Source organism: Salinibacterium sp. TMP30, from assembly GCF_038397785.1.
In the GTDB taxonomy this organism is placed as follows: Bacteria; Actinomycetota; Actinomycetes; order Actinomycetales; family Microbacteriaceae; genus Rhodoglobus.
The window spans coordinates 1,614,175-1,628,946 of record NZ_CP151642.1 but is presented as its reverse complement, the minus strand read 5'-3'; the positions used below and the strand labels follow the sequence as shown (position 1 = coordinate 1,628,946).

The window sequence follows — 14,772 nt, the reverse complement described above, 5'->3', positions numbered from 1 at the left end:
GGTTCAGTGCGTGTGATCAGTCGTCTGGTCGTGCTAATTGTTCCGGATGCTCGCTCTACAGCTTTAAAGGGTGTTGCAGTGTTCTGCTGCATGACGATCCTCTTTCGTGCCACGGCATCCGCCGATCTGTATTTTGTGAAACGCTCCGCGTGCCAAAATGCACCACGAACTGTAAGGAGAACACGCATCAGCGATCCCCGTACCAACGACCGAATCCGAGTTCCTGAGGTCCGTCTTGTCGGACCCGGCGGTGAACAAGTCGGTGTCGTCTCTATTGACGTCGCCCTCAAGCTCGCCCAAGAGGCAGATCTAGATTTGGTCGAGGTTGCTCCCAGCTCCAAGCCTCCCGTTGCCAAGATCATGGATTACGGCAAGTTCAAGTACGAAGAGGCGCAGAAGGCGAAAGAAGCTCGTCGAAACCAGACGAACACGATCCTCAAAGAGGTTCGTTTCCGTCTGAAGATCGACACACACGATTACGAAACCAAGCGCAAGCGTGCCGAGGGTTTCCTCGCCAGCGGCGACAAGGTCAAAGCGATGATCTTGTTCCGTGGCCGCGAGCAGTCTCGCCCCGATCAGGGCGTGCGTTTGTTGCAAAAGTTTGCCGAAGATGTGTCGGAGTTTGGTTCGATTGAATCCACGCCGACCATTGACGGTCGAAACATGGTCATGATTATTGGCCCACACAAGACCAAGGCAACAGCGAAGGCTGAAGCCGAGGCCCGCAAGGTTGCTAACAAGAAGCCTCGTGAGGCAGAAGTTCCAGAGAAAGAGGAGAAAGATGCCTAAGCAGAAGACGCACTCAGGCACCAAGAAGCGTTTCAAGATCACCGGCAGCGGCAAGGTCATGAAGCAGCAGGCGGGTATGCGACACAACCTCGAGGTTAAGAGCGGAAAGCGCAAGCGCTCGCTCAACCAGGATCAGGTTCTTGCACCGCAGGACGCCAAGGTCATCAAGAAGCTTCTCGGTAAGTAAAGGGTTTAGGAAATACATCATGGCAAGAGTTAAGAGAGCGGTAAACGCTCACAAGAAGCGTCGGGTTATTCTCGAGCGCGCCAAGGGTTACCGCGGACAGCGTTCGCGTCTCTACCGCAAGGCCAAAGAGCAGGTAACTCACTCGCTCGTCTACGCGTACCGCGACCGTCGTGCCCGCAAGGGTGAATTCCGTCGTCTGTGGATCCAGCGCATCAACGCTGCATCGCGGGCAAATGGCCTCACGTATAACCGTCTCATCCAGGGCTTGAACTTGGCTGGTGTGCAGGTTGACCGTCGTATCCTCGCTGACCTCGCCGTCACCGAGCCCGCAACGTTCGCCTCGCTGGTTGCAACCGCTAAGGGTGCACTTCCTGCTGACACGTCAGCACCTCGTTCGGCTGCATAAGTAGTCGCACCACACCTCGTGCAACGGCACGCTGTACTGTCCAATTTGGTCAGCACAGCGTGCCGTTTCTCGTATGTGTGCCGGCTGAGTTTAGGGTTAATAATGTGATTGATAACCCGCGCTCACCACGTGTACGAGCAGTGGCCAAACTTGAGAAGAAGAGCGCCCGGTCGGAGACTGGGCTTTTCCTGTTGGAAGGCCCCCAATCAGTCTCCGAAGCCCTTACTTTTCGGCCGGAGCTCCTTGTTGAGCTTTACGCGACTCCGACCGCGCTTGAGCGCCACACCGACCTCGCCCGCGCGGCTGAGGAGGCAGGGATAGAGGTCGAGTTCGTCACCGAGCAAGTGATCGAGACGATGGCCGACACTGTCACGCCGCAGGGTGTTATCGCGGTCTGCCGACAGTTCCCGACATCGGTAAAGGATTTACTATCGGGCGGCCCTAAGCTCATCGCGATCCTTGAAGAGGTCCGAGATCCTGGTAACGCGGGAACAATCATTCGTGCGGCGGATGCTGCTGGTGCTGACGGTGTGATTCTCACCGGTCGAAGCGTCGATCTCTATAACCCCAAGGTTGTTCGCGCCACAACGGGTTCGCTTTTTCACCTGCCTGTCGCCGTCGGCGTTGAGCTCGAGGCTGTTCTTGAACGAGTTAAGGGCGCCGACCTTCGTGTGATCGCTGCAGACATCAAGGGCGGTGATCTGTTAGCTGCCCGCAATGAGGGAGTGCTCGATCATCCGACCGCCTGGTTGTTTGGCAATGAGGCTCGGGGACTCACCGACGAGCACTATGCGCTTGCCGACTGGGTCATCTCGGTGCCGATTTATGGTCATGCGGAGTCGATGAACTTGGCGACCGCTGCCTCCGTATGCCTCTATGAGAGTGCATTCGCGCAACGCAGTAGCTGATCTGGGTCACGAGCGGGTCACATCTAGGCGTGCCGTTTGACCCTACTTGCGCGGGTGTGGTTGTCTTGAAAGATGCCAGCACAGAGCGGTGAACCTCTGGTCGTAATTGACCATGTCAACAAACATTTCGGTGAGCTGCACGTGCTCAAAGACATTTCAACCACGATTGGTCGTGGTGAGGTGGTGGTGGTGATCGGGCCAAGTGGGTCGGGAAAGTCCACGCTGTGTCGTGCAATTAATCGCCTAGAAACGATTGATAATGGCACCATCACGATCGATGGCAAGGTTCTGCCCGAGGAGGGCGCTGGACTTGCCAAACTCCGCGCAGACGTCGGCATGGTCTTCCAGTCGTTTAACCTCTTCGCGCACAAGACGATCCTTGAGAACGTCACGCTGGGTCCTCGCCGCGTACGCAAGGTCTCCAAAGCCGAAGCCGACAAGCACGCGATGGAGCTTCTCGATCGGGTAGGTATCGGCAATCAGGCATCCAAGATGCCGGCTCAGCTTTCTGGCGGTCAGCAGCAGCGTGTCGCTATTGCGCGGTCGCTCGCGATGGACCCCAAGATTATTCTCCTTGACGAGCCCACGTCGGCGCTTGACCCCGAGATGATCAATGAGGTTCTGGATGTCATGGTTCAGTTGGCAAAAGACGGCATGACCATGCTGGTTGTCAGTCACGAAATGGGCTTCGCACGCAAGGCTGCCGACCGCGTTCTTTTCATGGCGGATGGCGAAATAGTTGAAGAGGCTGAGCCTGAGCAGTTCTTCACAAATCCCCAGTCTCCGAGAGCACAAGACTTCCTCTCAAAAATTCTTACCCACTAAAGCAGCGGGTAATTTCCCCACAGCATAAGGAGAACAATATGAGGCTCAAAAAAGGCCTATCGATCTCTGCTATCGCGCTTGTCGGCCTTCTCGGTCTCAGCGCGTGTGCAGCAGACAATGGCACCGCGGAACCAGACGTTGATGTTGTAGTTCCTGAGTTCGAAGCCGGAACCACGATGGCTGACCTTGCTGATGCAGGCACTATCACTATTGGCACGAAGTTCGACCAGCCCCTGTTCGGCCTCCAAGGACCGTCGGGCGAGCCCGTCGGCTTTGATGTTGAGATCGGCAAGATAATTGCGGCATCGCTCGGCATCAGCGAAGACAACATCGAGTGGGTAGAAACGGTCTCCGCCAACCGTGAGACGTTCATCGAGAACGGCACCGTTGATATCGTTATCGCTACGTACACAATCAACGACAAGCGCAAAGAAGTAATCTCGTTCGCTGGTCCGTACTATAACGCTGGCCAGGACATCTTGGTACTCGCAGGCAATCCAGAGGGCATCACTGGCCCCGAGGATCTCGAAGGCAAGGCAGTCTGCAGTGTTGCTGGTTCAACGTCAGAGGCGAACATCGCTGAGTACAACGTCGACCTCATCACCACCGACACCTACTCCAACTGCCTCGAGCCGCTGCGCAGCGGCAACGTGATCGCTGTCACCACAGACAACGTGATCTTGGCTGGACTCGCCGACCAGAATGCTGGTGAGTTCGAGGTTCTCAGCAACCCGTTCACCGAAGAGCCTTATGGTATTGGTCTCGAAAAGGGTGATGACGCATTCCGCAGCCACATCAACGACGTGCTCGAAGCCTCGTATGAAGACGGCTCGTGGGACGCGGCTTGGGAAGCAACGGCAGGCGCCGTCCTGAAGCTCCCAGCTCCGCCCGCTGTGGACCGTTACTAAGAGTAGTTAGTGTGCTTGGTGCTCGCTCGCGCTCGATGCGCGAGCGAGCACCTGCCACGTCATCACCCATAACTTTTCAGGAGACTCTGTATGGATGCGATCTCTAACGCGATTGATGCCCTTGTTAGCATCACGCCGCTTTACATGCAGGGCTTCCTTCTGACGCTTGCCCTTCTGGCTATTTCTGGTGTTGGTGCATTCATTTTGGGCGTGCTCATCGCGGCTATGAGAATTTCGCCCGTTCCTTCGCTGCGGGTTTTCGCGACCGTATATACCGAGATCCTGCGTAACATTCCACTTCTTTTAGTGCTATTTTTCTGCGCTTATGTGCTTCCGATTTTGGGAGTCAACCTCGACTATTTCCTGCTCGCGGTACTGGGTCTCACTCTCTACACTTCGCCTTTCGTCGCTGAGGCAGTGCGTTCAGGGTTCAACGGTGTTCCAGTCGGACAGGCTGAAGCCGCGCGCAGTATCGGGATGGGTTTCACCCAGACCGTTGGTCTCGTGATTATGCCCCAGGCAAGCCGAATGGTTGTTCCCCCACTCATCAACGTTTTTATCGCTCTTACGAAGAACACTTCGGTCGCGGGCATCTTCTTTGTCGACGAGCTCTTCAAGGCGACGTATGCGGCAGCACGCGATAATGGCGACGTCGTGGTATTGACGCTGGTATACGCGGCTGCTCTTTACCTTGCCATTACTGTCCCGCTCGGCCTGATAGCTGGAGCGATCGAGAAGAGAGTCATGGTGCTGCGATGAGCATGAGCGTTCTATACGATGCCCCCGGTCCCAAGACCCGGCGCAACTCGGCTATCGCCTCGGTTATTGGTGCAGTCGCAATTCTGGCCGGGCTGACGTGGGTATTCTTCATACTCGCTGCGCCTCGCGTGAACGCGAACGGCGCTGAGCAGCCCGGTATGTTTGACCCATCTCGCACCGACATTCTCAGTGACCCACAAGTGTGGGGTGCCTTTGGTGGAGCAGTTGTGGAGACGCTGCGAATGGCAGGCGTCGCAGCGGTACTGGCGATCCTGGTGGGAATCCTGTTCTCTTTCGGCCGCACTGCAGCATCCAAGTGGGTGAGAATTCCGACCTCAGTGCTCCTAGAGTTCTTCCGCGGAATGCCACTGCTGCTGATGATCCTGTTCGTCTTCCTACTCTTTTCAACAGGTAGCTACTGGGCTGGCGTGCTCGGACTCGCTGTCTATAACGGCGCGATAATTGGCGAAGCGTTGCGAGCAGGCATCAACTCGCTTCCCAAAGGGCAACGTGAAGGAGGGCTCTCCGTCGGCCTCACCTCACTACAAACCCGCTTCATCATCGAGTTTCCTCAGGCATTCCGCCAAATGCTGCCGATTATCCTCGCGCAGCTCGTCGTGCTCCTCAAAGACACGTCGTTGGCCTACGTTGTGGCGTACCCAGAGCTGGCGCGAACAATCAAGAACCTTCAGAATTTCTACGGTAGCCGCTACCTGTTCACTCTGTTTGCCGTTGGCTTCGTCATCTACTTGGTGATGAACGTGACATTGTCGTACATCGCTCGCTACGCGGCGAAACGCAGCGGACCGAAGCTCGGCAAGGTCACTCCTGACAACCCCAAGGTGCCCGGAGCTGAGGGCACCCGCGCTATCACGATGCCGCGTGGGCGATCCGGCTACGGCGCTAATAGCGGTGGCGGGTTCAGCTAAACTCGGGTCTTGTGTCTGAACCAACCCCGATCACAGAACCAGCGGTAACCGCAGCCGTCGAAGCAGCGCTAGCTGCTATCGACTCGGCTGCGACTATGGCCGACCTTAGAGCGGTGCGTGCCGCCCACCTTGGCGAAGCATCGCCATTGGCTGCGCTCAACGCCGAGATGAAGAACGTTCCCCCTGCCGACCGAGCTGCCTCAGGCAAACTCATCGGCGGTGCTCGCGGTCGCGTCAACGGTGCATTTGGTGCACGCGAAGCTGAGCTGGCTGTCGCTGAAGAAGAGGCCAAACTTGCGGCCGAAGCTGTGGATGTCACGGCCGTCGCGACTCGCTTCGTGAAGGGTGCGCGCCATCCGCTCAGCTTGCTCATGGAGCACATGAGTGACCTTTTCGTCGGTATGGGGTGGGAAGTCGCTGAAGGGCCAGAGCTCGAGAATGAGTGGTTCAACTTCGACGCACTCAATTTCGATGAAGATCACCCGGCCCGCGCAATGCAAGATACGTTCTTCATCGATCCGGTTGAGTCGCACTTGCTGCTGCGCACTCACACGAGCCCGGTGCAAATTCGTTCACTGCTTGAGCGTCCGTTGCCCGTCTACGTAGTGGCGCCCGGTCGCGTTTTTCGCACCGATGAGCTCGATGCGACCCACACTCCCGTGTTCCACCAGCTCGAAGGCATCGCGATTGACAAGGGCCTCACGATGGCTCATCTGCGTGGCACGCTTGAGCACCTCGCGCGCGCAATGTTCGGCGAGGGCGCTCAGATCCGTCTGCGCCCCAACTACTTTCCCTTCACCGAACCCAGCGCCGAAATGGATGTGTGGCAGCCCAACGCCAAGGGCGGCGCACGCTGGGTTGAGTGGGGAGGCTGCGGAATGGTCAACCCGAACGTGCTGCGTGCCGCCGGAATCGATCCGGAAGAGTACCAAGGCTTCGCCTTCGGCATGGGAATTGAGCGCACGCTTCAGTTCCGCAATGACATGAATGACATGCGAGACATGGTCGAGGGCGATATTCGCTTCTCCCAGCAGTTCGGAATGGTGGTCTGATGAAAGTTCCCATGAGTTGGTTGCGGGAATTCGTAGAGATCCCGGCAGACATTACGCACGAACAGGTTCACGCGGCCCTCGTAAAGGTCGGCTTCGAAGAAGAAGATGTTCACAATTTCGAGGTTTCAGGCCCGGTAGTCGTCGGTCAGGTTGTCGAATTTGTTGGTGAGCCGCAGACCAATGGCAAGACCATTAACTGGTGCCAGGTGGATGTCGGCGAAGCCGAGCCGCGAGGCATCGTCTGTGGAGCCCACAACTTCGCTGTCGGTGACAAGGTCGTTGTCACGCTGCCCGGTTCTGTGCTCCCCGGTCCCTTCCCTATTGCCGCACGCAAGACTTACGGCCACGTCTCTGACGGAATGATTGCGTCGACCCGCGAACTGGGTCTTGGCGACGAACATGACGGTATTTTGGTGCTCGCAACCCTCGGTCTCGACCCCGAGATCGGCACCAACGCGATCGAACTTCTCGGTCTTGACGACTTCGCGGTAGAAATTAACGTCACACCAGACCGCGGCTACGCGATGTCTATTCGGGGAATCGCTCGCGAGTTCGCCCTCTCGACCGGTGCGAGGTTTACCGACCCCGCCGACGCACCGACGATCACCGAGGCCAGTGGTTACTCCGTCGTCATCAACGACGATGCGCCCATTCGTGGCCGCGCCGGAGTGCGAGCTTTCACTACGCGCGTCGTTCGGAACGTGGATGTCACCAAGCCGACGCCATCGTGGATGATCAGTCGGTTGGCGCTTGCCGGCATCCGCACAATCTCGCTGACGGTCGACATCACCAACTACGTCATGCTCGAACTCGGGCAGCCCATTCACGCCTACGATCTCGATCGTGTAGCTGGTGGGCTCACAGTGCGTCGTGCGCAGGCGGGGGAGACCCTCACCACGCTCGATGACAAGTCGCGCACGCTGAACCCCGAAGACCTGCTGATCACGGATGACTCTGGTCCGATTGGGTTGGCCGGAGTGATGGGCGGTGCGAGCACCGAGATCACTAAGGCGTCAACAAACGTTCTCATTGAGGCTGCAAACTTTGAGCCGATTTCGGTGGCGCGAAGTGCCCGTCGCCACAAACTCGGCAGCGAGGCATCGCGGCGCTACGAACGCGGAGTAGACCCACTCGTGGCTCCGGCGGCGGCGGCGCGCGTTGTCGAACTGCTTGTAGAGCTGGGGAACGGAACCATCGATTCACTCGGCAGCGATGTCCCTGCCGCGCATAGCCCGGAGCCGATCGAGCTTCCCGAAACGTATGTTGAAGGTCTCATCGGGGTGCACTACTCGTCTGACGAGATCACCGATTCGCTGACGGCGATCGGCACGACCGTTGAGGTTACCAAAACCGGATGGCGAGTCACTCCGCCGAGCTGGCGTCCCGACCTCGACGAGAAAACTACGCTCGCCGAAGAAGTCGCCCGAATCGTGGGCTACGACCGTATCCCGTCAGTGCTCCCCGTTGCCCCTCCGGGCCGTGGGTTGACTCGGGCTCAACGCTTGCGCCGCACGGTATCGAGCAGTTTGGCCTCCTCAGGTCTCACTGAAGTGCTGGCCTACCCCTTCATCTCGAAAGCATCGAATGATCTTTTCGGTTCTCCTCAGGCGGGAGGAGTGGCCGCAATTGCGCTCGCGAACGCTTTGGACCCGGATGCGGCATCCATGCGTCGTTCGTTGCTGCCGGGTCTTGCCGCGATCGCTCACCGCAACGTGTCGCGCGGACTAACGGATCTCGCACTCTTCGAAGTCGGAACCGTGTTCTTGCCGGAGGCAGGTCGCGCCTACGGCAGTGGCGATCTCCCCGTGGGCGATGAGCTACCTAGCGAGGCTGCGCTAACTGAATTGCATTTGAGCGTGCCTGCGCAGCCGTGGCATGTTGCTGCGCTGTTCGTTGGAGACTCGGTCACCCGCCAGCCAGGGCAACAGGCAGTGGCTCGTGGTTTGGGTGACGCTCTGGCAACTGTGCAGCAGTTAGCGGCTACCATGTTGGTCGAAATCGATGTTGTGACGGGGAGCCACCAGGCGTTTCACCCGGGGCGCACCGCTGAGCTCCGCGTTGGCGACCAGGTTGTTGGTTATGCCGGGGAGCTGTTGCCAGCGCTGGCGCTTGAGCTCGATCTGCCTCGCGTCGTGGCTGTGGTGGAACTCGATCTGAGCGTGCTCATTCAGAGCGCCGTTGAGGACGTGGCCGCAATACCCATCGTGTCGTTTCCCGTAGCGACCCAGGATGTGTCGCTGGTTGTTTCCGCTTCCGTTCAGGCCGGAGAGCTTCTTGCGATCATCACGGAGGGTGCCGGCGACCTCTTGGAGAGTGTTCGACTGGTTGATGACTATCGCGGCGCTGGAATCCCTGAGGCGCGCAAATCACTGACCTTCGCGCTGCGCTTCCGAGCGGTCGACCGCACGCTCACCCAGGCTGAAGCGACTGAGGCAAAGAATGCTGCTGTTACCCTTGCCGCTGAACGTGTTGGTGCTGAACTGCGCGAGTAGTTACGCCAAGTCGTGGGGGGCGATTAGCCTGCCACGGTGTGTGGGGACTATTCTAGGAATGTGACCGACTTCCGCGCTTGCAGCCAGCGACTTTCGCTGAGCTTTGTTGCGCCGTCTTCGCCGGTTCTCCGCGGGGCTGACGAGCGACGATAGGCGGAGTTTCGCCATGACCCACCAGGTTGTGTCTGAATCGCCGCCGCAAGTGTTTTCGTTTCCGAACCCACCTCGAAGGTAATTCCATGTCAATTTCGGTCGCAGTGGCCGGTGCCAGCGGTTATGCCGGTGGCGAGCTTCTCCGCCTGCTTTCCACCCACCCCGAGTTCGATGTCACTACGGTGACTGCGTTTAGCAATGCTGGTCAGCGCCTCGTTGATGTGCAGCCGCACTTGCGCTCACTCGCGCACCTTGAACTCCAGCCAACCGAGCCTTCGGTTCTTGCTGGCCACGACGTTGTTTTCTTTGCGCTTCCGCATGGCAAGTCGGGGGCGCTCACGGCCGAGCTCAGTCCCGACACTCTCGTGGTTGATTGCGGGGCCGATCACCGACTCACGTCTGAAGAGGATTGGGCCGCCTTTTACGGCGGCGACTACTTCGGTGCCTGGGATTATGGGATGCCCGAACTTCTGCACTCCACTGGTGGCACTCAAAGGCAAGTGCTCGCCAGTTCGAAGCGTATTGCCGTGCCTGGTTGTAATGTCACGGCGATCACCCTGGCGCTTGCTCCGGGCATCCGTTCTTCGCTGATTGGCGCCGAAGACATTGTGGCGGTGCTTGCTGTTGGCCCGTCTGGCGCCGGTAAGAGCCTGAAAACGAATCTGCTCGCGAGTGAAATGTTGGGTTCCGCTTCGGCATATGCTGTTGGTGGTACCCACCGCCACACGCCGGAGATAGTTCAGAATTTGAAGGTCGCCGGTGCTGGCGCTGTGAGTGTTTCATTCACTCCGGTGCTTGTTCCGATGTCGCGTGGCATCCTGGCTACGTCAACGGCGAAGCTTGCGGAGGGTGTCACCGCTGCTCAGGTACGGGACGCATGGGAGTCTGCCTACGCCGATGAACCATTCGTTCATGTGCTTCCGGAGGGCGCTTTCCCGCGCACCGCTGACACCCTTGGCGCGAACACGGCACTTATTGGGCTCGCTATTGATGAAGCAGCGCGCCGCGTAGTCGTGATTAGCGCGATCGACAATCTTGTTAAGGGCACCGCAGGGGCCGCCATTCAATCGACAAATATTGCGTTGGGGCTCGACGAAACCCTCGGCCTCGCGCTGGACGGAGTTGCACCATGAGTGTCACAGCAGCCGCAGGATTCGAGGCTTCAGGAGTTGAGGCCGGGCTCAAGGCGAGTGGTGGTCTCGATGTTGCTCTGGTCGTCAATCGCGGGCCGCGTTTCGATGCCGCTGCCGTGTTTACGAGCAACCGCGCGCAGGCCCATCCGATCATCTGGTCGAAGCAGGTCATCGCCGATGGCATTGTTTCTGCAGTCGCGTTGAACTCTGGCGGTGCCAACTGTTTCACTGGGCCCCAAGGTTTCCAGGTGACGCATGCCACCGCGGAGCAGGTCGCTGAGTTGCTGGGCACGTCGGCCGGCGACATCCTCGTCTGCTCGACCGGACTCATCGGCGAGCCGTTGCCGCAAGCCAGGGTGCTCGCCGGAATGACTGCAGCAGCTGCGGCTCTCACCGCGGACGGCGGCGAAGACGCTTCTCGCGCGATCATGACGACCGACAGTAAGCCCAAGACCACCGTCGTTTCCGGCACCGGCTACACCATTGGCGGCATGGCAAAGGGTGCAGGGATGCTCGCGCCCGGCCTTGCGACAATGCTCGTGGTCATCACCACTGACGCCGCTGTCGCCTCCGCCGAGCTCGACCGCGCATTGCGCGAAGCGACTCGAGTGAGCTTCGACCGTCTCGATTCCGATGGCTGTATGTCGACGAACGATCAGGTAAGCCTGATGGCGTCGGGTGCTTCGGGCGTGACTCCCGAAAGCGAAGAGTTCGCCGCACTTCTCACGAAGGTGTGCTCAGATCTCGCTGAGCAGCTGCAGGCTGATGCTGAGGGGTCGAGCCATGAGATCCATATCGAGGTTGTTGGGGCGCTCAGCGAAGACGAGGCTGTTGTGGTTGGTCGTTCTGTTGCCCGCAACAACCTCTTCAAGGCTGCCATCTTTGGCAATGATCCCAATTGGGGCCGCGTGCTGGCCGCGATCGGAACCACGGATGCCGCTTTCGACCCTTACGCGGTTGATGTGTCGATGAACGGTGTGCGCGTCTGCCACGCGGGAGCCCCCGACCGTTCGCGCGAGGAGGTAGATCTCACCGGACGCTCTGTTCACGTTCTCATCGATCTTGCGACCGGCGATGCCGAGGCCACTATTTTGACCAACGATCTCACGCACGAGTATGTGCATGAGAATAGCGCGTACTCAAGCTGATGCCGGCGTATACACACGGCCCCGCTCACGAGCAGGCAATGACGAAGGCGGGGGTGCTGATCGAGGCGCTGCCGTGGCTAAAGCGTTTCCGTAACCGCATCATCGTGGTCAAATTTGGTGGCAACGCCATGATCAACGACGAGCTCAAGCGTGCTTTCGTGCAGGACATGGTTTATCTACGTCTTGCTGGTGTCCGCCCGGTGATTGTTCACGGTGGCGGGCCTCAGATCACGAAGGAATTGATGATTCGCGGTATTGAGTCGGAGTTCCGTGCCGGCTACCGCGTAACCACTGAAGAGTCGATCGATGTTGTGCGTGATGTGCTCACCGATCAGGTCGGCGCCGAACTGGTTGATCTCATTAACGAGCACGGCGATCTGGCCAATGGAATTGCCGGGCACGAGCATTCGCTGTTTACCGGTGAGCGCATGATCAAGGAGATCGAGGGCGAGCGTATCGACCTCGGTCTTGTTGGCAATGTGACAGAGGTTGATCCTCAGCGTGTGCTCCACGTGTTGGCGGCTGACCGCATCCCTGTGGTCTCGACGCTTGCCCAAGATGGCGGAGATATCAAAGATGACGGCTCTGGTTTGCTTAACGTCAATGCGGATTCTGCTGCTGCGGCGCTGGCGATTGCGCTCGATGCCGCAAAGCTCGTGATTCTGACGGATGTTTCTGGTCTGTACAGCGATTGGCCGAACCGGGAATCTTTGGTCTCGATCATTAACACCGCTGAACTGCGTGAACTTCTGCCACGCCTTGAGTCGGGGATGATCCCTAAAATGACAGCCTGTCTCGCTGCGGTGGATGCTGGGGTTCCGAAGGCAGCGATCATTGATGGCCGTGCGCCGCACTCGATCCTGCTCGAAGTATTTACGAAAGATGGAATCGGCACCGAGGTGGTACCCGCATGACGTGGAAAGACGACTACGCCCACCGCATGATGAACACCTTTGGTGTGCCCAAGGTTGAACTTGTGCGCGGTGAAGGCTGCACGGTGTTCGATTCTGACGGCAAGCGTTACCTCGACTTCTTGGCCGGTATCGCGGTCAATTCGCTCGGGCACAATCACCCTGCAGTGGTTGGCGCGCTCACGAGTCAGGCACATCTGTTGCACGTCTCCAACTTCTTTGCCACCGAACCGCAACTCGCGCTTGCCGAACGCCTGCTCCGCATCACGGGCGCCGGCGATGCGGGGCGCGTGTTCTTTGCGAACTCCGGCACTGAAGCGATAGAAGCCGCCATAAAACTGGCTCGCCGCACGGGGCGTCCGCGCATCCTCTCGCTCCAGGATTCCTTCCACGGCCGTTCGCTCGGAGCGCTCTCGATTACGGGAAAGCCTGCGCTTCGCGAACCGTTCGAGCCTCTGCTTCCCAATGTCGAACACATTGACTCAACGATCGAGGCGCTTACCGCAGCGATTGGACCGGATGTCGCAGCTCTCATTGTTGAACCCATCAAGGGGGAGGCGGGGGTGCGCGAGCTGCCTGCCGGGTATCTCGAGGCTGCCCGTGAACTCACCACTCAGCACGGCACCCTGTTGATCCTTGACGAAATTCAGACTGGGGCTGGACGCACGGGCAACTGGTTCGCGTTCCAGGAGAGCGGCATTGTCCCTGATGCGATCACCCTCGCGAAGGGCATGGGCGGGGGAGTACCCATCGGTGCTCTCGTAACTTTTGGTGCGGCATCCACTCTTCTGCAGCCCGGCCAACACGGAACCACGTTTGGCGGAAACCCGCTCGTCTGCGCCGTCTCGAACGCGGTGCTCTCGCAGATCGAAGCCGATAGCTTGGTGGCAAACGCAGCACAGCGTGGGGCTGAAATCCGCAGCGAATTGGCGCGAATCGATTCGCCGCTCATCACCGAATTGCGTGGGCGTGGCCTGCTGATCGGTATCGGTCTAGCGGAGCCGGTAGCGGCCCAGATTGTGGAGTTGGCGCTCGAGCATGGGCTCATTGTGAACGCACCCAACGAGTCGACGATTCGACTTGCACCACCACTTATCATCGGCGACGAAGAGATCGCCGAATTCATCGAAACGTTTAGCGCAGTGCTCACTGCTGTCGCTAGCCCAGCACCTACGGAGGCATCATGACCCGGCATTTTCTTCGCGATGATGACCTCAGCCCGCTTGAGCAGAGGGAGATCTTGGATCTCGCTGAGCAGATCAAGAGCGACCGTTGGGGCCGTAAGCCTCTTGCTGGGCCCCAGACTGTTGCCGTGATTTTCGATAAGTCGTCGACCCGCACTCGCGTGTCGTTCGCGGTGGGGATCGCAGATTTGGGCGGCACTCCCCTCATCATCTCGACGGCCAACAGCCAGCTGGGGGGAAAAGAGACTGCCTCAGACACCGCACGGGTGCTAGAGCGACAGGTTGCCGCGATTGTCTGGCGCACCTACGGCCAGGAGGGTCTCATCGAAATGGCGCACGGAACCCAGGTTCCTGTGATTAATGCTCTGAGTGATGAGTTCCACCCCTGCCAGTTACTCGCCGATCTGTTGACGATTCGTGAACACAAGGGTGAGCTCTCCGGGCTCACGGTCGCGTTCCTTGGCGATGGCGCCGACAACATGGTGCACTCATACCTCTTGGCGGGAGCCACTGCAGGAATGCACGTGCGCATTGCCTGCCCCGCAGATTATCTGCCGCTGGCGGATGTCGTGGCCGATGCCGAAAAGATTGCAGCATCCACGGGTGGTTCGATTTCGATTCTCACTGACCCTGCCGAAGCGGCAACCGGCGCCGACGTTGTTGTTACTGACACGTGGGTGTCAATGGGCAAAGAGGGTGAGAAGGCTGCGCGTGTTGAATCCCTCGGCGCCTACAAGGTGGATGCCGCAATGATGGCACTCGCCAAGCCAGATGCGATCTTCATGCACTGCTTGCCCGCCGACCGAGGTTATGAGGTTGAGGCTGAGGTGATCGATGGTCCGCAGAGTGTCATCTGGGATGAGGCGGAAAACCGTCTGCATGCGCAGAAGGCTCTCATGGTCTGGTTGCTCGACCAGGCCGCATAGTTTTCGGCGGTGTCAGGCCGCCGGTGTAGTTCCCTAAACTGATTCACGACGTCAAGGAGTAA

Annotated in this window: 15 protein-coding genes; all 15 read left to right on the top strand. The window is 58.8% G+C overall.

What is annotated here, in order from left to right; translation table 11 throughout:
* Positions 1 to 186 precede the first annotated feature (186 nt).
* The 15 genes from infC to argF all read left to right on the top strand — a co-directional run bounded on the left by infC (position 187) and on the right by argF (position 14,710).
* Positions 187 to 789: a translation initiation factor IF-3 gene (gene infC, locus AADH44_RS07945; RefSeq protein ID WP_341954959.1), complete on the top strand. Its 603-nt coding sequence runs from the start codon at positions 187 to 189 to the stop codon at positions 787 to 789.
* Entirely contained in the window at positions 782 to 976 is a 195-nt protein-coding gene (gene rpmI, locus AADH44_RS07940; RefSeq protein ID WP_341952200.1) for a 50S ribosomal protein L35, read from the top strand. The genes infC and rpmI overlap by 8 nt, the downstream gene beginning before the upstream one ends.
* Before the next feature lie 19 nt (positions 977 to 995).
* Positions 996 to 1,382, top strand: a complete 387-nt coding sequence (gene rplT / locus AADH44_RS07935; protein ID WP_341952199.1) for a 50S ribosomal protein L20 — start codon at positions 996 to 998, stop codon at positions 1,380 to 1,382.
* A 104-nt stretch (positions 1,383 to 1,486) separates the two neighbouring features.
* Positions 1,487 to 2,290 (top strand): RNA methyltransferase, encoded by an 804-nt coding sequence (locus AADH44_RS07930; RefSeq protein ID WP_341952197.1) that lies wholly within the window; start codon positions 1,487 to 1,489, stop codon positions 2,288 to 2,290.
* Positions 2,291 to 2,386: 96 nt separating this feature from the next.
* Positions 2,387 to 3,115 (top strand): amino acid ABC transporter ATP-binding protein, encoded by a 729-nt coding sequence (locus AADH44_RS07925; protein WP_341954957.1) that lies wholly within the window; start codon positions 2,387 to 2,389, stop codon positions 3,113 to 3,115.
* Positions 3,116 to 3,153: 38 nt separating this feature from the next.
* Positions 3,154 to 4,023, top strand: a complete 870-nt coding sequence (locus AADH44_RS07920; protein ID WP_341952196.1) for a glutamate ABC transporter substrate-binding protein — start codon at positions 3,154 to 3,156, stop codon at positions 4,021 to 4,023.
* 90 nt (positions 4,024 to 4,113) lie between these two features.
* A complete protein-coding gene (locus AADH44_RS07915; protein ID WP_341952195.1) occupies positions 4,114 to 4,782 on the top strand; it encodes an amino acid ABC transporter permease in 669 nt (222 codons plus the stop codon).
* Positions 4,779 to 5,711, top strand: a complete 933-nt coding sequence (locus AADH44_RS07910) for an amino acid ABC transporter permease (RefSeq protein WP_341952194.1) — start codon at positions 4,779 to 4,781, stop codon at positions 5,709 to 5,711. The genes AADH44_RS07915 and AADH44_RS07910 overlap by 4 nt, the downstream gene beginning before the upstream one ends.
* An 11-nt stretch (positions 5,712 to 5,722) precedes the next feature.
* Positions 5,723 to 6,763 (top strand): phenylalanine--tRNA ligase subunit alpha, encoded by a 1,041-nt coding sequence (gene pheS / locus AADH44_RS07905; protein WP_341952193.1) that lies wholly within the window; start codon positions 5,723 to 5,725, stop codon positions 6,761 to 6,763.
* Complete coding sequence (gene pheT / locus AADH44_RS07900) at positions 6,763 to 9,255, top strand: phenylalanine--tRNA ligase subunit beta (RefSeq protein WP_341952192.1); 2,493 nt, start codon at positions 6,763 to 6,765, stop codon at positions 9,253 to 9,255. Before pheS ends, pheT begins: the two co-directional genes overlap by 1 nt.
* Positions 9,256 to 9,494: 239 nt before the next feature.
* Positions 9,495 to 10,541, top strand: a complete 1,047-nt coding sequence (argC, locus tag AADH44_RS07895; protein WP_341952191.1) for an N-acetyl-gamma-glutamyl-phosphate reductase — start codon at positions 9,495 to 9,497, stop codon at positions 10,539 to 10,541.
* On the top strand, positions 10,538 to 11,689 hold the full coding sequence (gene argJ, locus AADH44_RS07890) for a bifunctional glutamate N-acetyltransferase/amino-acid acetyltransferase ArgJ (protein ID WP_341952190.1): 1,152 nt from the start codon (positions 10,538 to 10,540) through the stop codon (positions 11,687 to 11,689). Before argC ends, argJ begins: the two co-directional genes overlap by 4 nt.
* On the top strand, positions 11,689 to 12,603 hold the full coding sequence (argB, locus tag AADH44_RS07885; protein ID WP_341952189.1) for an acetylglutamate kinase: 915 nt from the start codon (positions 11,689 to 11,691) through the stop codon (positions 12,601 to 12,603). The genes argJ and argB overlap by 1 nt, the downstream gene beginning before the upstream one ends.
* Positions 12,600 to 13,787 (top strand): acetylornithine transaminase, encoded by a 1,188-nt coding sequence (locus AADH44_RS07880; protein WP_341952188.1) that lies wholly within the window; start codon positions 12,600 to 12,602, stop codon positions 13,785 to 13,787. Before argB ends, AADH44_RS07880 begins: the two co-directional genes overlap by 4 nt.
* Positions 13,784 to 14,710: an ornithine carbamoyltransferase gene (gene argF, locus AADH44_RS07875; RefSeq protein WP_341952187.1), complete on the top strand. Its 927-nt coding sequence runs from the start codon at positions 13,784 to 13,786 to the stop codon at positions 14,708 to 14,710. Before AADH44_RS07880 ends, argF begins: the two co-directional genes overlap by 4 nt.
* Positions 14,711 to 14,772 lie beyond the last annotated feature (62 nt).